This is a genomic window from Bacillus sp. 2175, from assembly GCF_057812155.1.
Map to the genome: position 1 here is coordinate 2924922 of NZ_CM173819.1, position 23996 is coordinate 2948917.

Sequence of the window (23996 nt, forward strand, 5' to 3'; positions counted from 1 at the left end):
CTACGTAACTATAGTTGAACAACATCCGCTAAAAACTTGACCGATTGGTAATGTTTTACATATCATCTTTTATTAGTTGTGATTCTTTTACGTGCTGTTTCTTAATTAATATGGCTTTATACAAAAACACTATACCTAGTACAGCGAAAATGATACTTACAGGAATGCGGGCAATATGAGGAAGGTAGCGCGGAAGAAAAAATAGACGGACTCTTTCATCCACATCAAATATTTCAAAGACAATCGGCACTATACTTTGGTGCACCAAGAAAAAGATTCCCATAAACACAAGAAGAATAACAACGGCAAGTTTTTTCTTCGGTAATTCCATTTCTTTATTACGAATTTTCTTTTTGTAATTATCACTGTTAATTTTCATCCCACTTTTCATTTCAAATAGCAACTCAGGGCCATTTCTTTCAAGTTTTTTGTAAGCGATACGCCCAAATAGCCATGCTAAAAACACTCCCGTACAAGCCCCAGTCGGTACACCTAACCATTGTATGAATTGTATATGTAATGATGTCCCCAACCATATAACTAGTAACGAAGGTATCGTTGTTACTAGCACCATCAACAGCATGAGCCACGTGGTTATAAACATTTTACTCGCATTCATATCGTCACCAGATATTATCGTTCCTCTTCCACGGCAATGTGGATCAGTAATTGGAATTAAATTAACTACAGAAAATAAGACAATAAGGCCGACTGCCCCACCAAGTAAAGCTGGGACTACTGCAAATACCCATGGATAAACGAAAGTAAGTCCGCTAGAAAAAGTGAAAATTATTGTAGTTAAAATTGCCACAGGACCAATAGCTATCAACCAAGCTAATTGGCGGCCACGCACGTCAATCCTTTCTGCGCCAGGTGTCACCAACGTTAACCATAACGCGCTTCCATCGAAACCATATAAATTACAAGCAAACATACCTGTAAATACAACCATAATTCCCCCCGCCCAAGGCATTAAGTAAGGTATATTAGCAATCGTAACTAAAATCCCATAAAATACACCTATCCATATGCCCATTCGCAGGAAACGGCCTCGTTGTGGATCTCTTCTCCAACTTTTAAGTTCCTTAGTTATAACAGCTCCTATTTTAGTTTCAAAAAAGATTTTAAAAGCCTTTCTATAATGCTTATTAATAATCTTCACTTGAACTTTTTTTGAATCTATCTCTTTACGTCTAGTCAATAATATAGTCCATATAAATAAAAGAAACCCACAAAATATTGTTATTGTACCTAAGAAAATAAAAGCTAATAACCAATTAGATTGACTAGCGTACTCTACAGCAAGTATCGTCCAACTAGATGGAATCATGTAAAATAGCGTAGTATCACTAAATATGATTCTATTGATTACAGGAAGTGCATACCAGCCGACATTTAGAAATGCAATGATGAAACCAATGAACATCGCTCCCATTTCCATACCGACTCTTGATTTCATCGCCTCACCCATAATACTAACTATTACTTTGGATAACAATACTACAAAAACTAACTGCAAAATAATTGCTGGAACTGCTACTATAATCGCATATATGCTAATTCTAGCTGCATAAATTAATAATCCTATAAAAGCTAAAAAACTAACCAGTGGTCCTACTCCTATAAAAGTTACACCGAGAAGCATCCTAGCTAGTTTATAAGAATTGAGCGGAAGCAACACAAAATATTCAGGGCGTAATATTTCGTCTCCTCCAGTAAGCATCGGACCTATAATCCATCCTACTGTCCAAATGGCGAATGTTACATATAGAATGCTTTTTGATATATTTTGTTCTGTTGGATAAAAAGAAAAAAGTAGAATAGTTCCAATTGCTAGCAACAAACCAACTAATCCTGTCATAATAAATAGAACTGCCCTGCCACGATTCATTGAATGTTTAAGTATTGATAACTTCATTTGAATTAAAACATTAACCAAGACAATTCCCCTCCTTTAGCGGCGGGTTTACCTACTAATCGAATGAAAATATCCTCTAGTTTTTCTTCACCACAAACATCTTCCATCTTTCCAGATGAAAGTACTCCCCCTTTCGAAATAATTGCAACGTGGTCACAAAGTTGTTCAACTAATGCCATGACGTGACTAGAAAATACTACAGAACCACCTGAACTAACAAATTTCTGTAAAATCTTTTTAATAGTAGTTGCAGAAATAGGATCTACCGCCTCAAACGGTTCATCGAGAACGAGTAATTTTGGCGCATGAAGAAGTGCAAGTGCAAGGCCGAGTTTTTTACGCATACCAGTAGAATAATTAATAACTAAAGTCCCCTCAGTATTATTCAACTCTAATACTGCAAGTAATTCTTCTGCCCGCTGAGCAACTTCATTGGCATCTATTCCTCTTAACAACCCCATATATGTTAATAATTCGCGACCAGTAAGTCTTTCTGGTAAAGCCAATCCATCTGGTAATACTCCAATCAACGTTTTAGCTTGTTTTGGATTACTCCAAACATCAATCCCAAAAACTTTAACGTTTCCGCCATCCGGTCGTAACAAACCAACAGCCATTGATAAAGATGTAGTTTTTCCTGCTCCGTTAGGTCCAACAACTCCATAAAAAGAACCACTTGGAATAGTTAAATCAATACAATTTACTGCAATAAATTCACCGAATCGCTTATGTAATTTCGAAAGTTGTAGCGCAGGAGCGGATTTCTCAAATTCGGTATTCAATGAAATCGATTCATCAGTTTTCATAAAACAGACTCCTTTTTTACTACTATATTCTTTGTAAACAAAATCCAATAATTTTACTCATTTAATTACAATACTGAAGCATTAATTTATTTAGCAATTCATTGTTATTAGCTGACACCTTTTACGTATTCCATAATAATTGCCTGTCTATCGTGTATCTTTGTCACTTCAAATACGTTTGGAACTGGCAGCCCGCATGAATAAGCATATTTTTGTTTTTTTGCTTCATTCATAGACTCTGTACCTGGAAGATATTCTTTAAATAACTTCACAATCTTATTATCATACAGATAAATTTCCGCTGTATTTCCTTTAGCCATTGGCTCACCTAAGTTCAAGTTTCACCCTCCTTAAACCATATAGTATTCTACACCCCTATTTTAAATTCACTGCAATGTTAGGAAATCCTTCTACTCACATAAATCCTATTATTACAAAAATCTCTGAAATGCTAAAAGAAAAGTACGTATCGAAAACAGCCATATAATTTTTCAGCATAATTATAGGGCGACTTTAATGATGTTGATAATTTTTTGTTTCGTTTGACTTAAATAATTGTTATTTTTAGTAGAAATTAATATACCAATCGGGATTTTAGAATTAAAGTCCTTAATCTTAAAAGATAGTATTTCTTCATTCAAAATTGTACCTTTCGGGATAATTCCTATCACATTTTCAAAAAGCATTTCTGGAATGAGGTTTAAAGCACTACAATTATAAACTCTTTTAAAAAATAAATTATTTTTCGCTAGGAGAGAACTTACAGATTGATACGAATAACAATTACTTTCTCCTACAATAACTGGATAATCTATAATATCAAATGCTTCAACGGATTCTTTTTGTAACAAAGGATGCTCGGGATTATTCACTATAAATTCAATCTGTTCATCACATATTGGGGTGAATTGTACCTTTGATTTATTTTCATTATTTCCGCACACCGCAAAATCAATCTTATTATGTTCTATCATTTCTGATAAAAGTGCTGTATTTCCCACTACAAAATCACAATGTATATATGGTTTTTCAGCATTTAAAAACTTTAATATTATTGGTATTAACCTTTTAGCAACGGATTCTAATAGGCCTATTCTCAAACTCCCTTTTTCTTCATTACTAATACGTTGTGCTTGAGTTATAGAATATTCCCAATGTGTTACTAAGTTTTCTACTTCCTCTGCAAAAAGTTTTCCTTCTTCTGTTAATCTTGCATCCCATCCTCTTTCAAATAACAGAAAACCAATTTCATTTTCCAGCTTTTTTATATGTGTTGTTACTGTTGATTGTGCATAGTTTAATTGTTTAGCAGCTTGTGAAAACGTTCCTTCTTCAATAATTTTTTTAAATGTAAGTAACTCTTTCATTTCCATTTCATACACCATCTTCATCGATTTTATTGATAATTCGTTAATATATTTTCAATTATACAAATGGAAATATTGGAAGTAAAATAAAATCAAAAGGAAAGGAGTCCTCTATTATGCCATTTGTCACTGTTTATCATCCTGAAAAATTATCCGATAATAAGTTATTAAAAAATGTAAGCAATCAAATTCACCATTCGTTAATTGAACATTTCAATATTCCCGAAAATGATTATTTTCAAATGTTTTTACCTTATCCTTCTCATCAACTTTTTTATAATTCATCTTATCTTTTAGAAGGTTCATTAAAACGATCCAATAATATGATTTATATTTCTATTACATGTGGACCTGGGAGAACAATTAATCAAAAAAAAGATTTATATAAAGCTATAGCCACTAGTACAGCTAATACTTTACAAATCTCTACTGCTGATGTTTTCATTACACTACACGAGACACCTATGGAGAATTGGTCATTTGGTCAAGGAATAGCCCAAATGTTAAATCAACATAATAACTAGACTTTAATTTTCCTTAAAACAAAATAAACTTACCGCTTTCTATAACTATATAGAAAGCGGTAAGTTTATTTTGCTAGGAATATTGGAATGAAACTCTGGTGTATACACAATAGAAAATGAATATCCCTGCACAATAAATGACACTTCATTATGTTTACATTCAAATGGCACATTATTTTTCTTAAAGTTAATTTGGATTCGCTGTAAAAATGCGAGATCCGCTGTTCCGAAAGAAACATGAACTTTCGGTGGTAAAGCTTTCATCGCGATTGGAATCCAAGGTCGCTGCCACCAAGTTGCGACGACATAAGCAGTGCCACCAACTACAAAGTTAAAAATATCCCCGTCTTCCATCGTTTTCATATTTAGATTTGATTTCAGCCATTCCCTAAAAATAGGTACACTTTTAACAGGAAGACCAATTTCCCTTACATATAAAATGTTTAAAGGTGACTGCGGTACTAATACATCTTCTTTAACATAACTATGCGCGATAATTTCGAGTAGATTTCCATCTCCGTCTTTAAAGTATAAATTGAATCGACCATCCTCTTCATCAATTGTATGACCATCTTTCCATTTCGCAATGAGTAATCCAGACTCCTCAAGCCATCTTGCTGTTTCATGAAATTTTGAATATGGGATTTCAAAAGCAAAATGTGCAGGTGCAATTGGTTCATACACTTCTTGAAAACTAATTGTTGTATAAGGTGTTACTTCAAATTGAATGAAGGATGCTGTTTCTTTTTTTATTGGAAAAGATAATATGTCCTTATACACTTGTTTTACCCCTTCTATGGAAACCGTTTGTAGTTTTATATCTGATATATGTGTAATCACTTTACATTCTCCCTCATTTCTTATTATCTATTCGTATTGTATTACACTTATAAATAGATAAAATCAAACGGAAGGATGGATTTTTTATATAGAAACTACAACTTTAGTATGAATATGTTAGCTTCTTTCATTGCTAGTACAGTAATGTTTCAAAACAATTATGCTCCATATTTCATTTTTTTGATTAACACTTTACTTATTTTTATTTTTTTAAGTTTCCCCTGCATTATTTCCATATAAAAAAGCTGCCTTTCCTTAAACGAAAAGCAGCTTTTACAATAAAATACATTAAGATTTTACAGCAATAATCATAAATCTTTTTATTAGTTGAACCAATCGGGCGTTTACGGGCAGTTGATCTCTCACCTAACTTCCTCGCATTTTCCTAACTTTGAGGTGAGAGTTTTACTGCCCGTTAATGCGGGATAAACCATATTTAGCAATTTTTCTTATTACTTATCCGCGTAAATAGCGATTAGTACGAAATTTGCGACTATGTACATACAAAGTGCGTACTTTTCACTTGATCCCTTTTAGCGAATAATAAAAGCATAAGTTATATTCTAAAGTTTTTTATTAAAGGAGTGGCTAAAATATGTCTATTACTACATTAAAAGATAAGCGTATTGTTATCATTGGCGGGAGTTCTGGTATTGGATTAGCAACGGCAACACAAGCAATTAAACAAGGTGCACATATTATTATTGCAGGGCGTTCGGAAGAAAAATTAAAGATTGCTAAAAAATTAATAAATAGCAATCATCTCCACACTTACGTATTGGATAATCAAAATAAAGAGCAATTACAAAATTTTTTCAAGACAGTTGGGAACTTTGATCATTTATTCACACCCGGAGCCTCTTACACACTTGGACCAATTACCTCTACAGAGGAAATTGCTGAAAGTAGCTTCATCGGAAAGTTTTGGCCTCAATATTATGCCGTAAAATATGCCATCCCTTTTCTTTCAAACTCTGGATCGATCGTGTTAATGTCCGGTGCCTTTAGTCAAAGACCAATTAAAGGTGCGCCTGCTTACGGAGCTTGTAATAGGGCTATTGAAAGCTTAGGGAAAGCTTTAGCTGTTGAATTAGCTCCTATAAGAGTTAATGTTGTTTCTCCTGGAACGATACAAAGAGAGAATGAACAAAACGAAAATAGACTAGCTGCTTATGAATCTTATAAATCTCTTTCTCTTGTAAAAAGGCCTGGCCATAATAATGAAATTGCACATACTGTTCTATATTTAATGCAAAATAGTTTTACTACGGGTAATGTATTATTTCCAGATGGAGGGTACACATATCATTAAATTATTTAAGACAAAAGCCCCTTATTACGGTGGCTTTTGTTGCTAATGTAAACATTGCTGAAATTTCCAAAAAATGGTTGCATTTCTTTATTACCAACAGGTTGGTTTTTAGAAGATTCATTAAAGGAATCCATTATAATCCGCTCATTTTGTACATTTGCAAATAAAATTGTGCTAGTAGTTGACGAATCAAATCAAGAAGTAATTTATCTTGATATTTATGGATAAGTTTATAAAGAAAAAAGGCATATAAATAATGCCTTTTTTCTTTATCTTCATTTAACTGGATAACAAACTTCTGTAACCCACTTATTAGGATCGGATTCCATCGCTGGGCTCACATGATAAATATTAAACATCGGGCCTGCTAATTTGTAACCCTCTGTCTCAATCCATTTTGCCGCAGCCTCATTTACAGCTGTCATCTGTTCATAACTTCCATTAACTGTTATAGAAGCTACATTAGTCGATTCCATATTTTTAAATGTAACGTCTTTTGTATTTTCGTGCTTACCTAGAATACTTAGCTGTATTTCTATATCTACATCATTTTCTTTGTATTCACGATCATGGAAAACCGCAATACTATAACTCGGTTGGGCAATGCTAATATTTTCCATTTGAATTTCTTGCATTAATACACTCCATAAATCACCTTCGCAATTATACGATGGAATAATCTTTCTAACACTAGCTACAGTTCTTTCTGGAATTTCTTTTATTGAAACATGATAATTCATCTCAACAACATCCTCTCTCATCGTTTTCATTGAGTCTTCGAGGAGACGTAATTGTTTTTGGAGGTTATTCATGTCTTCTTTAATTTGAGCACTACGATTTAAAAATTGCTCTTTTATGGTATCTATATTATCGCATTCTATTATTTCTTTGATGGTAGCAATATTAAACCCCATAGCTTTTAACGTTTGAATTTGATTTACTTTTTTTAATTGGTCTGCTGAATAAAATCGATATCCACTCTGCTCATCGACTTTTACTGGTTGTAGTAATTCCACTTTATCGTAGTGTCTCAACATTCGTATACTAATGGAAGATAGTTTTGAAAAATCCCCTATTTTAAACATGATTTCCTCCTATAAGTTACATCTACTTTGAAGCTCAACTTTATCTTAAACAATGACATTGTGTGAGAGTCAACTGTTTATAACGTTTGAATTATATTTCTTTATTTACTTTTATATCCTCTTCCTTCTTTAGGTTATAAAAATTCACTAATTGATTCGATCGCGACTAGCAATCAATTGATTTACCTTCATATGAACCTCTATTCTTATTTCTCATTAAAAACATATTTGCAATATAATAATTACATAATGAATATTACCTATTATGCAATTATCCTCTCACTTCATGAATCTTATCCTTGTATATTTCAAACCACTGTTGCCATTCATCTTTAGAAAATTCTTTCTCTTCTCCTTCTAAAACGTAAGAAAAAAGATTTAAACAAATATGCCAACCAGCTATATCTCTCGGTGTATGATCTGTTAATTCATGAATGTACTCTTTAAGGAATAAAAGAGTACCATTTTCCTCTTTATGTATTTCAAATCGGACACGATCTTTATCCCAAGTAAATTCAAGTACTGAGTTTACTTGACACTCTAAAATATCAATGTTTATGAATGAACCGTTCATCATGTCGAACTTTATTATTCCACCCGTTTTAAGGCTTTCAATCTGTAAATTGGACATCCATTTTTTCAGCTTACTGTTTTCTGTTAATACAGACCAAACTTCTTCTGCCGTATATGGAAATTGGCGTTCAAATTTCACAATATATCCATCATTTAGTTTCCCAATTTCAGCTATCATTTTGATTGCCTCCTTATATAGAATATATGTTCTCATTTTATTTTACACGAATATAAATGTAAATGTCAAGATAAACATGTACATTTTCGCTTGTTTAAGCATGTACAAAATCAATCATTTTCTTTGCTAAAATGATCTTTAATTCGATAGGATTGTCCTACAATACTGACCACCGTGGCATGATGTAAGACACGATCTAGTATGGCATTGGCGAGTTTAGGGTCCTGGAATACTTCGTCCCAAGACTTGAAGTTGATATTGGTCGTTAGGATGGTACTACGCTTTTCATAACGCATATCGATTAATTGAAAGAATAATTTTGCATCCTCCGGATCAATAGGCAAGTACCCAATTTCATCAATAATAAGTAATTTGTATTTTGTATAGTGCTTTAAACGAGATTCTAGGCGATTCTCAATCTTGGCACGTTTTAAATTTTGAAGTAAATCATGACATTTAATAAAATAAGTACTTGTTCGCTTTTTAGCTGCTGCTATACCAATAGACGTGGCCAAATGGGTCTTACCAACACCACTAGGTCCTAAAAATACTATGTTTTCTTGTTGCTCTAAGAAACGTAGAGAAATAAAATCTAAGATTTGTTGTTTATTAATACTCGGCTGGAATTCGAAATCAAACTCATCAACCTCCTTTCTATGAGGAAATGCGCCCATTTTCACCATAGAATGAATCATATTTTGTTCTCGTACATCAATCTCATAGTTTGTCAGTTTAACAAGTGTCTCTACGAAGGATAATTCATTATTAATGCTAAAATCGACTACGTCACCTAAATGTTGTGCCATTTGTTTTAATTTTAAATACTCTAGGTTTGTTGTTAATTGTTGATAGCTATTCTTCATTTCTATATACCTCACCAATTACTGATAAATTTTGTTTCGCCAAATTGTCAATGTTCGGATATTTAGGTAGTGACTTAGCCAATGCTTTTTTATAATGTTCTTCTTTATAATTGAGCTTAGATTGGCTGATTTTATGTTGTACAATTAACTTCATGTTATGATAAACATATATTTGATTATCATATACTTGTAAACCGACGGTTTTACCTTGATATTCAGCTGGAACTGAGTATTGATTCGATTTGTAAGATATCATGCCTGATGTATTAACTTTTACAAGTTTATGCTTAATCATATAGGAATCTCTTATCGCGCTCTTCGGGAGTGGTTGTAGGAGATTCTTTTCCTGTTTTAGGGCAAACACTGGAATCTTACCAGTCCCTTGATGAAATGTTTGATTAATTCTTGCACATAATTTTTGCACAAATTCATGTAATTCTTCAAAAGTGAATCTTCCTTGATAAGCATGAATTTCGTCTAGAAGTTTCATTGGCGCTTCTACTTTCCCTTTGGTATTTGGTCGCCCTGCGATACAAGGTTGTACCTTAAATCCAAAATCTTGAGCGAATTGGGCAAACTTATTGTTAATCGTTCCTGTAAAGTGTTCTGTTCGAGCTTCATCCATTACCGTCTTCATATTATCCGTGACAATTACCTTCGGTACACCACCAAACATTTCAAATGCCTCTGTCATAAATGACATTAAAACACTTTGTGATTTTGAAATATTCAAATGAAAAACTTTAAATCTCGAGTAGGACAATAAAAGTACAGCTACATTCACATATACGATTTCGCCACTTTTGGTTTCAAATCGTATGCTTTCTTTCCAATCTAATTGAGCTTGTTCTCCTGGAGGTGTCTCATAACGGACACCCACTGAATGACCTGATAAAATACGCTTCCCCTCATCAAAATATGTTCTAAATTCAGGCTTTCTATTAATATAAGCACGAAATGCAGACTGTGAACATTTTAAACCGTGATTGTCTGTTAGATACTGCCATAACACTCGTTTGTAGTAGAAGATTTGTTTAGAATCACTAGATAAAAGAGCTGCAATCACTTCATAATATGTATCGATTTTCGATGTTTTATTTTTTGTCCCTTTTGGTGTAAAACCATTCAAATACTTATCTATGGTACGCCGATCCACATTCAATTCTCTGGCTAATTGACTTTTATTTATCTTCATTTTTAAGTTCCCCATTAGTTTTTTAAAATTTGGTAAGTCTGAAAGACTTTTAACCTCAAATTCTGTTTGAATATCTAGCTTAATATACATACTAACCACCTCAGAGTCAGTATGGAGAATCCAATTGAAAATGTACATATTTATTCAAGCGTTAATGTACATATTTAAGTTAGCATTTATAATATAAATATAAAATAAATATTTATGTCAACGAAGTGTTAATTTAAAGTGAATGACGCTGAGAAAAACTTAAATATTTTCTAAATCGAGTTATATAGTATTGAAAATTAAATATAGATTTACGTACAAATAAAAAAGCCGCATTTGCGACTTATGAAATCATAGGATTAACTCCTTTTTTGGTTGAATGATTAGCGCTTAATCGCATCAACAATTAGCGATGGAAAACCAAGTTTATCGCCTTTATTTCTAGAATCATACCTTTTCGAACGGAAAATAACACCGTCGTTTGCATCCCATTCGTTGTAATAAAACTGACCATTTTCATCACAATATTCAAGTAAAACTACCTCGAATCCAGCAGTTTCAAACATTTTCGTTAATGTTTTATAATTATGAACGATTTTATGACTTGCTGCTGGATGATCTTTCGGACCGGGTCCCCCTATTTGAACTATATTTTGATATACCTCATCCTGAAAGAATGCATCAGGGACTCCGCACCGAATATGACCAGATGGTTTTAAAAATTCATAACAGATTTCAGCTGCTCTTACACCTTCTTCAAAAGTAAGGTGTTCCCATACATGCTCAGCTAAAATAGCTGAAATAGAGTTGTATTCAAATCTTTCTTCCCACGTAGCTTTATCTAGTAAGTTAAGTTCATCTTCTTGCGTTTGAATCCAGCCTGGATTATTATTAAACACTCCAGCTCCGACAACTACTTTAATTTCGTCTTGTTTTATTGCCACCATGTTCACCTCTTAAACATTTTAATTCATTAATATATTCTATGTTTACTATTATCCTTCCTCCTTCAACAAATGTAGTAACATGAGTCCAGTACAATACCGAACTCATGCCCTAAAAACTCTCTAACGCAACAATCTGTCTAACTCTATAAAATCAGTTCATAATATACGATTTTTCTTACAGAAATATAGCACACCAAACATTAGCATAATACCAATTACGTAAAAAATTGTTGTTCCGCTCCCACCAGTATTAGGAATTACCCAATTATTCTTCGCATTTTTCACTGTTATTTTTTGTTTCTTTACTGCTTCTGTAATTTCTATTTCTATTGGATCTCTAAGTAACATGTATCCGTTCGGTGCTTTTATTTCTTTAATCGTATACTTACCAATTGCTAATTGGTTGGAAATTACCTTTCCTTTTTCATCCGTTATTAATCTACTAAGTTCTTTCCCTTCTTTATCTAACACTTGAAATACAGCGCCTTTTAGCTTTAATTCACTATCCTTATCATCAACTTTTTCAATTTCAAATTGCCCAGTCGGATCTGGCAATTTCTTATTTTCTATTTTAATTTCTACTACTGTATCTTTTTCTATTTTTACAGCTATTTTATCTTTTAATAATTCATAACCTTTAGGTGCCTCTATTTCCACTAGGGTATAGTTTCCTATTGGTAAGTCCTTTGATATTATTTCTCCTTTTTCATCTGTTATTAACTCTCCAACTACTTTTCCTTTTGCATCTTCTATATGAAACTTTGCCCCTGCTAGTTTTTTATTTTTATCACTTATGTCTACTTTCACAAGCTTCATTTTTCCCATTGGATCTGGCAATTTCTTATTTCCTATTTCAATTTCTACTTCTGCATCTTTTTCTATTTTTACAGTTATTTTATCTTTTAATAATTCGTAACCTTTAGGTGCTTCTACTTCCACTAAGGTATAGTTTCCTATTGGTAAGTCTTTTGATATTACTTCTCCTTCTTCATTTGTTACTAGTTCTCCAACTATTTTCCCATTTAAATCTTCAATTTTAAACTTTGCTCCTGCTAGCTTTTTATTTTTATCACTTATGTCTACTTTCACAAGCTTCATTTTTCCCATTGGATCTGGCAATTTCTTATTTCCTATTTTAATTTCTACTTCTGCATCTTTCTCTACTTTTACAGCTATTTTATCTTTTGATAATTCGTAACCTTTAGGTGCTTCTTTTTCCACTAAAGTATAGTTTCCTATTGGTAAGTCTTTTGATATCGCTTCTCCTTCTTCATTTGTTACTAGTTCTCCAACTATTTTCCCATTTAAATCTTCAATTTTAAACTTTGCTCCCACCAATTTTTTATTATCATTATTACTATCAACCTTTTTTATTTTTACTTTTCCTGTACTAGGCTTGTTCCAATGTTTCCAGTTAAATTTGAAATTGTGAAACTCAAATCCACCAGTTTGTTGTACCGCACCAACAAATGCTTGTCCATTAATCGAACCGCCTTTTGTTTCTAATACAGCATTGGGAGCAAACACACTCCCAACTACACCATATCCCTCTGTTGTAATTTTTTTCGCATTTGGAAAAACCCAAATCATTTTCCCATATAGCTCAGTAAACGGGGAATTAGGCGAATATGGTTGTGATGTAGGAACTATATCTGTAGCCTTTCCAATATTGTTCGTGTCATATAGAATAGACCCATTTTTAAATGTAACCTCTATTGCATCTGAATACATTACAATAAAATCTTTGTCCTTAGCATTGGGCAAAAATACATCTCTTATATCTACACTGATTTTCCCTGTCAATTCTGATGAAACATAAATATTAGGATTGTTTATATCTTTTCCGATTCCATGACTCATATTTGGAATTGGGGTATTCGTTTTATATTGACCTGCATTTTTACTAACTTGGTTCACTATATTGCGAAATTCATTAAATTTCGCGTCAATTTCTAGTTTTTCTTTATAAACGATACGATCATAAGAAGATTGTATGATGCGATCTGGATCACTCTCTTTTGTCATTACGACTATTCCGTTTTGAATGATAAAAGATTCTTCTCTTGATTTTTTTAGTTTTCCAGACAATAACAAGGACGGATATCCCTCATCAACCCATTTTTCACCTACTATATTAGATGTTCCTGCTGCTGCACCTACAATCGTATACCCCGATGCATCCATATCACCTTGAACTGCAATTGCTCCTTCAATGTCGCCACCTATTGCTTTATGGTTACCAAAGACAACAGCATTATAACGCGATATATCTCCTAGACCTTCTAAGGTAGTCGTGGAACCATATGCTTCTTTTGGTACATATACGACAAAACTTACACTTAACATTAACAAAACAATAAAATGAATACTTACCAGCTTTAATCGTAGCCTCAATTCCTTTGTTCCCACCTTTACCGTATTTTTTTATAATCGAATAAAATGAATTTTTATTAATGATGATTTACTTCATCCCCTATATACCGTCTTTACTTATCTTTGAATTTCCGGTCCCACTTCCCATTAATGCAGGATAAATACATTCTATCGAGTTAACTTTTTCTTATAAATTACGACTAGAAGCACACATAACAATAGGATTGTAACTATTACAGTCCACTTATTAAATATAAATATCTCTGTACTCACTTTTTGTTTTTCTTTCTTGTTTAACTCCACGCGCTCACCTCGAACTAGCAATCTATTGGTGTTTACTCCATAAGGCGTACACGTAATTAAAGTTGTATAATCTTTATTTTCTACAATTTGTAGATCGTCCGTTTCATGTGGTAACACTACTTTAATTTGATCTACTTTATAAGCAAGAACTTTGTCTAAAGAATGAATATAAAAAAGATCTCCTTTGCTCAACTTATCTAAATCTGTAAATAATTTTGCTGATGGTAAACCACGATGCCCTGTTAAAATAGTATGCGTACTTTCTCCACCTACCGGGAGCGAAGAAAAATCTAAATGACCTATCCCGCGACCCAATACTTCCTCAGAGGTCCCTTGATAGATTGGCAGTTTTATATTAATTTTCGATATTTCAATATACCCCATTACATCTCCTAAATTTAACACATCAGCATACGCTTGATGATTACTTTTTTTTTCAGAAAATGGATCTGTAAATGTTTTCGCAGAAGTTTGAACTTGTTTATTATATTCGGCTGCTTCTTTTTCCCTACGTTCGACTTCTTTCTTTTGTAATGCTTTAATCTTCTTATCGTAAGAGCTAATCTCAGAATAATGTGCACGAGTCGCCAACCAATTACTAATAGTAGGATATAAAAAAATACCTAATCCAAATAAAAAAATACCCCCCAAAACAAGATTTCGTTTCATATTTCCACCTCTGTATATGCTTAAATATCGAAAAGAGGGAAGCATTTTGCTTCTCCCCTTTTCCCATAGTTACATGTTCCTAAAATCTTAATTTCTAGCAAACTTTTTTCTAAAGAAAACAAATGCCGCTGTAAGCATTAACGTAAGGCCTATTACAGTAAAAAGAGTCGTTCCTATGCCACCCGTTACCGGAAGAATCCATCCACTTTTATTATTTTCAATCGTCAATTTAACCGTTTGATTATTTTCACTAATCTTTACATCAATGGGGTCTTTTAATAATTGATAAGATGCTTTTGTACCATCTTCTTTTGTATATGTTGGTGCTTTCGTTTCAAAAATTTGATAGTCTCCATATGGAATGTTAGACCATTTAATAACACCATTTTCATCTGATACACCTGTTACTTCTTTTCCTGCTACGACAACTATTTTTCCATTATTATCTTTAAGTACAAACTCTGCACCTTTTAATTTATTCTTATTAGCACTATCAATTTTTGTTAACTCAATTATTCCAGTTGTCGGAATAACAACTACAGGTTTAGATTCCTTTTCTCCAATTACATCATTTTTATTTGTAAAATGTATTTTTGCTGTATTTAAAATTTCCGAACCAGATGGTACTCCTTCTTTTACTTGGGATTTAATTTGCAAATGAAATTCTTTTTTACCATCTAATTTTGTGAAATCTTTTACTGTAGCTGTTACTTTTTGACCTTCTATAGCTACCTCAACAACGTTTGCATTTACTTCTGCTCCATCAATTTTCACGATTGGCTTTCCTTGAATCACTAAACGATTATCCAAAGTATCTGTTACCACATATTTTTTGTATTCCTTAATGTCTTCTGGAATTAATGTTTTAATATCATAATTATAATTAGTTAACGGATTTATCGGTAACGCTTCCAATTTTCCGTTAATTTTTTTATCAATTGTTGGTTCTTCATTGTTTTTCACTTCTATTTTAACTACTGTACCAGAAGTAATAGTTCCATCTTCATTAATTGTTCCGGAGTTCTTAACAAAAAACTCACGTTTAGTTGGATCTATTACGTAGCCTTTCGGAGCTTTTGTTTCTTGGAAATAGTATTCACCATACTCCAATCCTTGCACGCGAATATGACCATTAGCATCTGTTACTAACTCTTTTTTCACTTCTGTACCATCTTTTTTAAATAAAGAGAATACTGCACCTGCTAATGCTTTTTCATTTACACCAGTTTTTATTAAATCCACTGCACCACGTTTAATCTCATTTTTGGGATACATGTGAACATCATAGTTTAGCACCTTACCCTCTTTATTCGTTAATGGGATATCCACTGTATACGTATTGGGATTTAGATTAACATGTGGAGGTCCTGCCACTTCTTTCACCTCATAACGTCCTAGCGGAAGATCTTTTAATACAGCTTGTCCGTTATCATCTGTTACTACTTGATTTGGAGTGGCTCCCATTACAGGTTTCACGTCTTCTTTTACGATTTTCCCATCGTTTGAAATTTTTTCAAAAGAAGCAACCCTTTTCACTTCAAACGTTACACCTTTTAATGGTTTCACATCTTTTGGCACCTCTTGATTTGCAGAACCGTCACCTTCTAGTCCCTGCGCTCCATCTTTTTCTTGTTCATACTTATGAATCGTTAAAGTACCTTTAGATGGTGAATCTGCCTTTACTAATACACTAGACCATGTAGAAAATGTTAAGAATAACACTAAAAGCACACTAAATATTTTTTTCATTTCTCTTATCCCCTTTACTACTTCTATCATTTTAAAAATTTCTTTATTACTATTACCTTCTTAAAAGCAATAGTGTGCCAAGTATCAGATTTAAACGAATAACATAAAACATAGTCGTCCAACAATCCATTGTTTACAATCACTTATTCACTTTTCTTATCTTCTATTATTACGTTGTCTCTCCACATGATATATGTAATTTTCTCCCCTAAATTACACGTATATCCCTATTTCAAGAATCATTACATTTGTTACATAATAGCTTTCACTGCTAATTTCGACTAGTCACTTACTGTCAATCTATTCATATCTCACTTCCTATCCCTATTTAAAATCCAATCTTAATCATTTTTTAATACATATAAGTAATAACCAACAAATAAGTGTGACGATTCATATTTTACGTTACTGTCCAAAACTATTACCTGTATATTCAAATAATATGTGCTATTCATGTTAAATTATGGTATTATTCTTAGAAGTTTATAACTTTTATTTATATTTTTTATTGATAAAGGTTTTCCGTATCTACTTATGAAAAAGGAATATATGTTTATTTAACTATTACGCATAACTGTAAGGAGGAAGAATATGACTAAAAAACTCAGTCTAGTTGAGATAGAGTACATTTGCAATATGTTTTTTCAATCTTTCGAAATTCCAGTTTGTTTTTTAGATTGTAACAAAAATATTCTTTTAGAATTTAAATCCAAAAATGATTCACATTCGTTATATACATCAAAAATAGAACAGTTACATATGCTTTTTCAGAGAAATGATACATATAATTCCCCCATCTTCAGAACTCACGAATATCTAGGGCACTTTATTTTAATTCACATAAAGAGCGATTATATGGTGAACGGTACTGTTATTATTGGGCCCTTGACACATGTAAATTTTTCTACAAGTAAAGCGGATAGTAACCTTAATTTTATTCCAAATTATAAAAGAACAAGAGACCATTATTTTTCATTGTCAGTCAAAGATCAAAATTTCTTTGTAAATATAGCGATATTGTTCTATAACATTCTCTATAAAAAAAATTCAGATGTAAGCACCTTTTCAAATAACAGTGACTCACTTCATATAAGTCATAGCAGCATCTTAAACGAAGATGTATATATTTCAATGCAAAAAGACGAATCCATTTATCATAATTTATATATAGAGCAGCAACTACTTAGTTCTATAGAAGACGGGGATAAAGAAACCGTACTCAAATATTATTACGAATTCCAACAAGAGACTCTTTCATCTTTATCTTCATTCCATCAATTAAGACGTCATAAAAACATTTGTATTTCATCCATCACGCTCGCTACTAGATATGCGATAAAAGGGGGACTTCCATCTGGGATTGCTTACAAAATTTATGATTTACATATTCAAAGAACAGAAGATTTAAAAGACAAAGAATCTGTTTGGGATTTATTAAAAAATGCTTTTTGTACCTTTGCAGACCGTGTAAAGGCACAAAAAACACAGCAACATTCACAGACTATTGCTATTTGTAAAAACTACATTTTTAAAAATATTTACAATCCAATATCTGTTAAACAACTTGCTAAATTTGCAAATGTGAATTCAGATTATTTATCTATATTATTTAAAAAAGAAGTCGGTATTTCATTAATTGAGTACATTCAACGTGAACGAGTCGAAGAAGCAAAGAAATTATTAACTTTCACCACCTATCCCTTATCAGATATATGCGCTTCGCTTAATTTTAGCGATCAAAGTTATTTCACTAAAATTTTTAAAAAATTCACCAATGAAACACCTGGTAAATACCGGAAATCTCATGTTGTCATTTAGAGTGACACTTCCATTAAAACAAAGTGTTTTCAGTAACTTATCAATGGCAAATTAGAAGTACTCCTATATTCATGAGCTATAGGATTTATACTATTTTCAAATTAAAAAACACGTTACTATTCTTTTATTTTAATGAGAATAGTAACGTGTTTTTTATGTAATATAGTTCTGTAGACAGAATAGTATCCAACTGCAAATTTTTATAAAAGCCAAATGTACCGCTTAACTATTAAAATCTTAATAAGTAAAAAATCCATATTTCGTTTTATTTACTTTCTACTTTATTTCTTTTGAATACTGAACTCTTTTCTTCAAACGAATGATCCCTACTATTATTTTTGTATCTTTCTAAATTTGCGAATCAAAGTGAGTACTGTACCTGCAATAATCATCAATATGCCGATTGCTGCACTGTTAGTTGTACTTACACCCGTCTTTGGCAGCTCCTTATATGTATATTCTTTTTTATCGGTATTACTGTTATTTGAGATATTATTGTTATTTGTCTTATTAGCAAGACCATTAGGTTTGCTAGTTTCTTTATCTTTCACTAATACTTTTTGTATCGTATTTACCTCATTACCCACGGAATCTCTTACACTATATATTATTTCATAAATACCGGCTTTATTTGTATCTATAGTTCCTTCATACGCTACTTTAGAAGTAAGGTCACCGTCTTCTTTGTCAGTAGCTGATACTCCTATCAACGGATCAAATTGATCACCCTCAGTAATTGAAGTTGTAGCAGGTACTTTTAGTATTGGTTTATCATTTTTAACTTCTTCTCTAACTTTGACCGTTACAGTTTGCTTCGCCGTTACTTCATGGCCTTTTGAATCTGTAACTGTGTATTTTAATACGTAAGTACCGGCTTTATTTGTATCTACTTCACCATCAACTTTGATTTTAGAAGTAAGATCACCGTCTTCTTTATCGATAGCTAATACTTCTGCCATTGGAACAAATGAATCTCCTACATGAATTGTCGCTCCAACAGGCACTGTTAATTTAGGTTCTAAATCTGATGTTTCGCCATTTCCCTCTACAATTACAGTCTGTGTAGCCGTTGCATTCCCCCCTTGAGAATCAACAACCAAGTATTCCACAATGTATGTACCTGGTTTTGAAGTATCTACATCGCCTTTATGCTTTACTTTATTTGTTAAATCACCATCTTCTTTATCAACAGCTTTTACATTTCTCATTGGATCAAACGTATCACCTACACGTAGTGTAATCGTAAACGGTACAGTTAACTCTGGAGCTTGGTTTTCTGCTGTTTTTTCGTTTTCTTTCACCGTTCCTGTAATTTTTGCCGCATCAAAAGCATTTTGGACTGCTTGAACTTCAATTGAGTTCGTTCCATATTTATTAGCTGCGACTTTAAGGCATGCCAATTTCAATTCAGAGAAATCAGAAGTCATGTTTAATTCATCAGTATTTGCATAATAGAAAATATCAAACATTTTATCTTCACCAATACCATTTACATTTACACCGTTATGAGTACCACCTTGTGCAATTAAATACGCAACTTTATTAATAATACTTGAATTAAAATGTACGCCTCCATAATCCTCTCCATTTAAATCATTATATTTACTATAATCATCGGGATACGGTAGTCCTTCTGAAAAATTAATTGCAGTTGGATTTTTCATATTACGAAAAGTCGATCCAGTTTGCTCTCCTATTGTCCAGTTAAATTCCCCATTATTTATGTATTTCTCTATAGCCGTTCCCATAATATCCGATAATGCCTCGTTAATTGCCCCAGATTCTCCTGAGAATTCAAGGTTAGATTCACTTGATGTAACTGCGTGTGTAAATTCATGACCGGCTATATCGAACGCTTTTACCATAGGATCTCCATATAAAAGCATACTGATGTTATTAATATTAGTACTAAATGCATTCTCCCAATTTTCAGGATCATTTGTTCCTCCAGAATCCCATGCATGTACAACTGAAACTACTTTTTTTCCTTTATTATCAAAACTATTACGATTATATTTTTCTTTATAAAAATCATATACCTTTGTTGCTAAGAAATGAGCGCTTACCGCCTTTGGATCATTAAATGTTGTTGAAGCGCTAGTTGCTAGTATGCCAGGATAATAACTTTCTTCATTTGTAATATCTCTATAATTTACATCATATGTCTCAATTCCTTGCCCTCTTGTGTAATCAGCAAGCGCATAATTCCCACTGGTCTGTTTAGAAATACCAAATGTACGAGTTACGCCTAAATCATCTTTTCCTGTTCCAGTTAATGATGTGAAATTGCTAGTTTTATTTTCCTTAACGGATTCAACATACTCTTCACTTATTTTCAAACTTGATTCTTGTACCATATCTTTTAACATATCGCCATTATGAGCATTCACTAAATAAGTTCCAGATACATAATTTGGTGTTGTAGCAGCAAATGTAACTTGATATGCATTGCTAGCCTGCCCATGATTTTCATCAACAAAAATAACCGCCTTAACTTCTGGTTCAGAAATAAATTTAATGTCGTTTCCGTACTTTTTATAAATATATTGTTTCGCTTCTTCTTTTGATAAATTAATAGGTTTCTTTAAATCTTCTTGTGTTAAATTTTGTGCGCTAGCTCCTGAAATGCTTTTAATAATACCTTTTTTATCTACGTGAGCAGTTAACTGGTGGCCATACACTTCTTTTCCTTCATATATTTGTTGCATGCGCACAAGTGTAGTTCCATCATAAGAACCACGTTTTTGAAGAACCTTGTAATCTACTCCTGTTTCTGCACTAACTTGTTTTGGAGACAAAGCATGCTCCGTATTTTCCTTAAGTGCATCTTTCACTACATTCTCTGGCGCCTTTTTTGATGGTTGTGTAAGATCACCTGTACGGAACGAATCCTCTTGAATTTCAACTTGCATTTGACCAGGTTCCTCTGCATGACCTACTCTATATGGTGTTACACTTGTTAAAACAAATCCTGTTGTTAATGCAACTATAGCTATTTCTTTTTTATTTCTCATGGTATTTACCTCGTATAAATTTCTATTATTTATATGAAACTGCTAAAATGTATACAATCTATTCCTAACATAAAAAGATGACTTTTGTAATCTACAAAAGCCACCTCTTCAATATATAATATCCCTAAAATGTTTTTAATACATAATTTCTATACAAAAAAGAAAAAAGCATTCATTAACGAGCATTTTGCAATACTTTTATTAGGTCATTTATATTTTCAACTTTCTGCTGAAACTGATCAAATCTGTTATGAAGCGATGAAGGATTTTTATCTTCAGTTGAAATAACTTGTTTTAATTCATTTTCTAATTTATCATACATATCAAAAAAATTATCAAATTCTACACTTACAAGCTCTTCATTTTCGCGATAGAATCTTTTTGCTTCTATATAAGTCATATATGATTTATTTAAAAATCCTAATGAAATTAAATATTTAGAAGTGTTTTCTTGATAAATAGCAATATCACATGCTATTTTAATATCAGAATAAGTCTTTTGAACGAGACAATGCAATTCAAAAATCTTAAACTTTAATCCATTATTCATTTCATCCCCTCCCATCGTATCTATTCTACATAAAATTAGAATATTATACAAAGAAAATTATTAGCAAGAAATTGACAATTAAAAAAATAACTTAAGGATAAACAAAATCCCTCTCATTATAAATTATAATTGCGGAGCATTTACCAACATAACAGCAAAATAAAAAACGAAAAGAATAAATCTTTCCGCTCTTAGAGTAATAAATACATTTCATATTGCGCTAAAGAATTCTTTTCAAATCCACATTTCTTAAAAAAACCCTCTAATAAATTATTGTTAGGAAACCCAATTGATAAACTTGATAAATTTAATTCTTCTCTTGCTACTTGTAATAATTTCATCCCAACACCAATATTTCTATAACCTTTGTCTACGAAAATAAAACTAATTTTACCTTGTTCAGTTACGCATAGAGAGCCTTTTAAGTCATTATCAACATATGCACCATAAAATACATTATTTGTTTTTTTGATATAATCAATATCATTTTGCCAATTTATATGGAAGTTTAACCATTTCTGAATTTCATCTTTAAAAGTTGGAAATTCTAATTGTTTTACTTCAATATCCTTACAAACTTTATTCTTTATTTTAGTCAAATCATTTAAATTATAATAAGAAAGATCGTACACTTTTTCATAGCCCAACTTATTATAAAAATGAATCGCTCGGTCGTTTCCTACAATGACTTCGAGAAAAAGTTGCTTACATCCATGTTGAATCGCCTCTTCTTTATGCAGTTCAAATAATTTTTGACTCACACCAATACCGCGGTAATTAGGATGAACCGCTAATGTTCCGCAGCGCATAGTCTTTATACTTTCATAATCCTTTATGCCACCTAGTATTACGCCAACAGATTTGCCTTCTTCTAAAGCAAGAAAAGAATGTTCTAGCAAATTACCTTCTGGTCCCAAAAAACGGTGTATAAAATCCCCTTTTGAAACTTCCATCTTAATAATATAATCGGAAAATCCATCTTTAAAAGCTTCATATACTAAATCAATATTTACTTCACTACACCTTTTATATTGAATCATATAAAATTGCCCTCCAATTGCTTGTATTAACCTCAACGTGTACCCATATAATATATTCCATCTATTATAAATTTCAGCTCTTAATTTGAAATGAACGGACATTTCCCTACATATAACTCACTTTTAATTTGTTTTATAACAAACTATCTATTATTTACTACATTAATCTCATAAACACGCAAAAAAGCAATTAAATGCTCACATGCTCTTTCGCATGCTAGCATTTTAAAGATTTTTTGTTCTTCTTTCGTTTTATCATTAGCCTGATCTGAAGCAGCTTTTAAACAGAGAAATGGTTTTTTATTTATTTGACACACATAGGCGAAAGCTGCTACTTCTTGATCAACTGCCAATGCTCCATATACGGTATGGAGTAAATATCTCATTTCCGAACTACGAATACGTTGATCTCCTGATAAAAATGTGCCGAAATGTATCGGATCATACGATCGTATTTTTTTTATTCTTCTTACAAGTGATTTTGTTGTTTCAATAGGTGCTGTTCTACCGTTATATAAATTAAAAACATCTTCCCCTGAACCAGCAGCAGTAACATCGTGTTGTATTGCGCTTAGTGCCACTACAATATGACCGTTTTGCACCTTGTTTGATAAACTTCCGCATATTCCTGTCATAAACAACTCATCTGGCTGAAACTCACTAATTAACAATTGTACACAACTAGCGCAGCTTACTTTACCGACACCAGTAACAACTGATATAATTTCCAGCTCATTAATAGTATGAAAATGAAATTCCCAAGCTGCTCTTTTTTCAACACGTTCACTTGGATAATGTTGATGCAAATACGTCAGTTCTGGTTCCCATGCAGATACAATTGCAATACGTTTCATTACACGCTTCACTTCCCCTATTGTCATTTA

At 32.3% G+C, this 23996-nt stretch carries 20 protein-coding genes and 1 pseudogene; 4 read left to right on the plus strand and 17 right to left on the minus strand.

Annotation, left to right across the window (positions count from 1 at the left end; genetic code table 11):
- Nucleotides 1–55: 55 nt before the first annotated feature.
- The 4 genes and pseudogenes from ACXKY9_RS15240 to ACXKY9_RS15255 form a co-directional block, all read right to left on the minus strand.
- Entirely contained in the window at nucleotides 56–1939 is a 1884-nt protein-coding gene (locus ACXKY9_RS15240; RefSeq protein WP_000248567.1) for a hypothetical protein, read from the minus strand.
- Nucleotides 1924–2724: an ABC transporter ATP-binding protein gene (locus ACXKY9_RS15245; RefSeq protein ID WP_000845233.1), complete on the minus strand. Its 801-nt coding sequence runs from the start codon at nucleotides 2722–2724 to the stop codon at nucleotides 1924–1926. The genes ACXKY9_RS15240 and ACXKY9_RS15245 overlap by 16 nt, the downstream gene beginning before the upstream one ends.
- A gap of 110 nt (nucleotides 2725–2834) precedes the next feature.
- Nucleotides 2835–3062 (minus strand): annotated as a pseudogene (locus ACXKY9_RS15250) (aminoglycoside phosphotransferase family protein); the annotation flags it as partial.
- 162 nt (nucleotides 3063–3224) lie between these two features.
- Nucleotides 3225–4097, minus strand: a complete 873-nt coding sequence (locus tag ACXKY9_RS15255) for a LysR family transcriptional regulator (protein ID WP_000425263.1) — start codon at nucleotides 4095–4097, stop codon at nucleotides 3225–3227.
- Between the two features lie 110 nt (nucleotides 4098–4207).
- Here ACXKY9_RS15255 and ACXKY9_RS15260 point away from each other — a divergent pair, with 110 nt between their 5' ends.
- Nucleotides 4208–4615, plus strand: a complete 408-nt coding sequence (locus tag ACXKY9_RS15260; protein ID WP_001117408.1) for a tautomerase family protein — start codon at nucleotides 4208–4210, stop codon at nucleotides 4613–4615.
- 45 nt (nucleotides 4616–4660) lie between these two features.
- Here ACXKY9_RS15260 and ACXKY9_RS15265 read toward each other — a convergent pair whose 3' ends face one another.
- Complete coding sequence (locus ACXKY9_RS15265) at nucleotides 4661–5455, minus strand: VOC family protein (protein WP_000627926.1); 795 nt, start codon at nucleotides 5453–5455, stop codon at nucleotides 4661–4663.
- 595 nt (nucleotides 5456–6050) lie between these two features.
- Here ACXKY9_RS15265 and ACXKY9_RS15270 point away from each other — a divergent pair.
- On the plus strand, nucleotides 6051–6767 hold the full coding sequence (locus tag ACXKY9_RS15270; protein ID WP_000029095.1) for an SDR family oxidoreductase: 717 nt from the start codon (nucleotides 6051–6053) through the stop codon (nucleotides 6765–6767).
- Nucleotides 6768–6821: 54 nt separating this feature from the next.
- Entirely contained in the window at nucleotides 6822–6995 is a 174-nt protein-coding gene (locus ACXKY9_RS15275) for a hypothetical protein (RefSeq protein WP_003284328.1), read from the plus strand.
- Between the two features lie 47 nt (nucleotides 6996–7042).
- Here ACXKY9_RS15275 and ACXKY9_RS15280 read toward each other — a convergent pair whose 3' ends face one another.
- The 8 genes from ACXKY9_RS15280 to ACXKY9_RS15315 all read right to left on the minus strand — a co-directional run bounded on the left by ACXKY9_RS15280 (nucleotide 7043) and on the right by ACXKY9_RS15315 (nucleotide 16690).
- A complete protein-coding gene (locus ACXKY9_RS15280; protein ID WP_000472633.1) occupies nucleotides 7043–7852 on the minus strand; it encodes a MerR family transcriptional regulator in 810 nt (269 codons plus the stop codon).
- Nucleotides 7853–8123: 271 nt separating this feature from the next.
- Nucleotides 8124–8603, minus strand: coding sequence for an SRPBCC family protein (locus tag ACXKY9_RS15285; protein ID WP_000559838.1), 480 nt, complete (start codon nucleotides 8601–8603; stop codon nucleotides 8124–8126).
- Nucleotides 8604–8713: 110 nt separating this feature from the next.
- Nucleotides 8714–9466, minus strand: a complete 753-nt coding sequence (gene istB, locus ACXKY9_RS15290) for an IS21-like element IS232 family helper ATPase IstB (RefSeq protein ID WP_000798699.1) — start codon at nucleotides 9464–9466, stop codon at nucleotides 8714–8716.
- Complete coding sequence (istA, locus tag ACXKY9_RS15295; RefSeq protein WP_000275580.1) at nucleotides 9456–10751, minus strand: IS21-like element IS232 family transposase; 1296 nt, start codon at nucleotides 10749–10751, stop codon at nucleotides 9456–9458. The genes istB and istA overlap by 11 nt, the downstream gene beginning before the upstream one ends.
- A 281-nt stretch (nucleotides 10752–11032) precedes the next feature.
- Nucleotides 11033–11596, minus strand: a complete 564-nt coding sequence (locus ACXKY9_RS15300) for a class I SAM-dependent methyltransferase (protein WP_000225725.1) — start codon at nucleotides 11594–11596, stop codon at nucleotides 11033–11035.
- 156 nt (nucleotides 11597–11752) lie between these two features.
- Nucleotides 11753–13990, minus strand: a complete 2238-nt coding sequence (locus ACXKY9_RS15305; protein ID WP_001239480.1) for an MSCRAMM family protein — start codon at nucleotides 13988–13990, stop codon at nucleotides 11753–11755.
- Between the two features lie 147 nt (nucleotides 13991–14137).
- Nucleotides 14138–14941: a class C sortase gene (locus ACXKY9_RS15310; protein WP_003284325.1), complete on the minus strand. Its 804-nt coding sequence runs from the start codon at nucleotides 14939–14941 to the stop codon at nucleotides 14138–14140.
- A gap of 87 nt (nucleotides 14942–15028) precedes the next feature.
- Nucleotides 15029–16690: an LPXTG cell wall anchor domain-containing protein gene (locus ACXKY9_RS15315; protein ID WP_000719305.1), complete on the minus strand. Its 1662-nt coding sequence runs from the start codon at nucleotides 16688–16690 to the stop codon at nucleotides 15029–15031.
- Between the two features lie 591 nt (nucleotides 16691–17281).
- Here ACXKY9_RS15315 and ACXKY9_RS15320 point away from each other — a divergent pair.
- Complete coding sequence (locus ACXKY9_RS15320; protein ID WP_000162832.1) at nucleotides 17282–18508, plus strand: AraC family transcriptional regulator; 1227 nt, start codon at nucleotides 17282–17284, stop codon at nucleotides 18506–18508.
- Nucleotides 18509–18840: 332 nt separating this feature from the next.
- Here ACXKY9_RS15320 and ACXKY9_RS15325 read toward each other — a convergent pair whose 3' ends face one another.
- The 4 genes from ACXKY9_RS15325 to ACXKY9_RS15340 all read right to left on the minus strand — a co-directional run bounded on the left by ACXKY9_RS15325 (nucleotide 18841) and on the right by ACXKY9_RS15340 (nucleotide 23993).
- Nucleotides 18841–21522, minus strand: a complete 2682-nt coding sequence (locus ACXKY9_RS15325) for a M4 family metallopeptidase (protein ID WP_001244672.1) — start codon at nucleotides 21520–21522, stop codon at nucleotides 18841–18843.
- 175 nt (nucleotides 21523–21697) lie between these two features.
- Nucleotides 21698–22072, minus strand: a complete 375-nt coding sequence (locus ACXKY9_RS15330; protein ID WP_001059023.1) for a hypothetical protein — start codon at nucleotides 22070–22072, stop codon at nucleotides 21698–21700.
- 191 nt (nucleotides 22073–22263) lie between these two features.
- Nucleotides 22264–23112, minus strand: a complete 849-nt coding sequence (locus ACXKY9_RS15335) for a GNAT family N-acetyltransferase (protein WP_000617069.1) — start codon at nucleotides 23110–23112, stop codon at nucleotides 22264–22266.
- Between the two features lie 143 nt (nucleotides 23113–23255).
- Nucleotides 23256–23993: a phosphorylase family protein gene (locus tag ACXKY9_RS15340; RefSeq protein ID WP_002101023.1), complete on the minus strand. Its 738-nt coding sequence runs from the start codon at nucleotides 23991–23993 to the stop codon at nucleotides 23256–23258.
- Between the last annotated feature and the right edge of the window lie 3 nt (nucleotides 23994–23996).

Bases quoted from the DNA above. Each gene is read 5' to 3' on its own strand.
- ACXKY9_RS15245 (WP_000845233.1), bottom strand. From the start codon at position 2,724: ATGAAAACTGATGAATCGATTTCATTGAATACCGAATTTGAGAAATCC.
- ACXKY9_RS15255 (WP_000425263.1), bottom strand. From the start codon at position 4,097: ATGGAAATGAAAGAGTTACTTACATTTAAAAAAATTATTGAAGAAGGA.
- ACXKY9_RS15260 (WP_001117408.1), top strand. From the start codon at position 4,208: ATGCCATTTGTCACTGTTTATCATCCTGAAAAATTATCCGATAATAAG.
- ACXKY9_RS15270 (WP_000029095.1), top strand. From the start codon at position 6,051: ATGTCTATTACTACATTAAAAGATAAGCGTATTGTTATCATTGGCGGG.
- ACXKY9_RS15280 (WP_000472633.1), bottom strand. From the start codon at position 7,852: ATGTTTAAAATAGGGGATTTTTCAAAACTATCTTCCATTAGTATACGA.
- ACXKY9_RS15285 (WP_000559838.1), bottom strand. From the start codon at position 8,603: ATGATAGCTGAAATTGGGAAACTAAATGATGGATATATTGTGAAATTT.
- istB (WP_000798699.1), bottom strand. From the start codon at position 9,466: ATGAAGAATAGCTATCAACAATTAACAACAAACCTAGAGTATTTAAAA.
- istA (WP_000275580.1), bottom strand. From the start codon at position 10,751: ATGTATATTAAGCTAGATATTCAAACAGAATTTGAGGTTAAAAGTCTT.
- ACXKY9_RS15300 (WP_000225725.1), bottom strand. From the start codon at position 11,596: ATGGTGGCAATAAAACAAGACGAAATTAAAGTAGTTGTCGGAGCTGGA.
- ACXKY9_RS15310 (WP_003284325.1), bottom strand. From the start codon at position 14,941: ATGAAACGAAATCTTGTTTTGGGGGGTATTTTTTTATTTGGATTAGGT.
- ACXKY9_RS15315 (WP_000719305.1), bottom strand. From the start codon at position 16,690: ATGAAAAAAATATTTAGTGTGCTTTTAGTGTTATTCTTAACATTTTCT.
- ACXKY9_RS15320 (WP_000162832.1), top strand. From the start codon at position 17,282: ATGACTAAAAAACTCAGTCTAGTTGAGATAGAGTACATTTGCAATATG.
- ACXKY9_RS15325 (WP_001244672.1), bottom strand. From the start codon at position 21,522: ATGAGAAATAAAAAAGAAATAGCTATAGTTGCATTAACAACAGGATTT.
- ACXKY9_RS15330 (WP_001059023.1), bottom strand. From the start codon at position 22,072: ATGAATAATGGATTAAAGTTTAAGATTTTTGAATTGCATTGTCTCGTT.
- ACXKY9_RS15335 (WP_000617069.1), bottom strand. From the start codon at position 23,112: ATGATTCAATATAAAAGGTGTAGTGAAGTAAATATTGATTTAGTATAT.
- ACXKY9_RS15340 (WP_002101023.1), bottom strand. From the start codon at position 23,993: ATGACAATAGGGGAAGTGAAGCGTGTAATGAAACGTATTGCAATTGTA.